The following is a 387-nucleotide window of genomic DNA, read 5'->3' on the forward strand; positions in this document are numbered from 1 at the left end:
GGAGGCGTATATCCGCAGCTACCATTTGCCTCGCTTTACCGGCTTGGGACTGTATCAGGACGGTCCGCTGGACCGACCCAATAGCCCGTTCGCCTACGATATCGTCACTCGCTTTCATCTGGGCGTGATGCTGGAGAACGGATATGATGGCAGCTGCGCTCTTGAACTGCGTGACCATCTTCGCAGAGGGGCGCTCAGCTCATTGCTGGCGTTATCCCCGCACGGAGAAATTCCGCCGCGCGGTCGAAGCGCGCAGCATCAGTGGAACGAAGCGGCTGCGGCCTTTGTCTTCACGACCCATGCGCAGCAGGCTTATACAGCAGGCGAGCGCGGGCTTGCGGGTGCGTTCCGGCGGGCAGCAGACCTGTGCTGGCAGGCGATTAGCCG

1 pseudogene is annotated in these 387 nt (G+C 61.8%); it reads left to right on the plus strand.

Going from position 1 to position 387, the window contains the following annotated elements:
- Positions 1 to 387 (plus strand): annotated as a pseudogene (locus WG8_RS28305) (glycosyl hydrolase); the annotation flags it as partial.

The organism is Paenibacillus sp. Aloe-11, assembly GCF_000245715.1.
GTDB lineage: Bacteria > Bacillota > Bacilli > Paenibacillales > Paenibacillaceae > Paenibacillus > Paenibacillus kribbensis.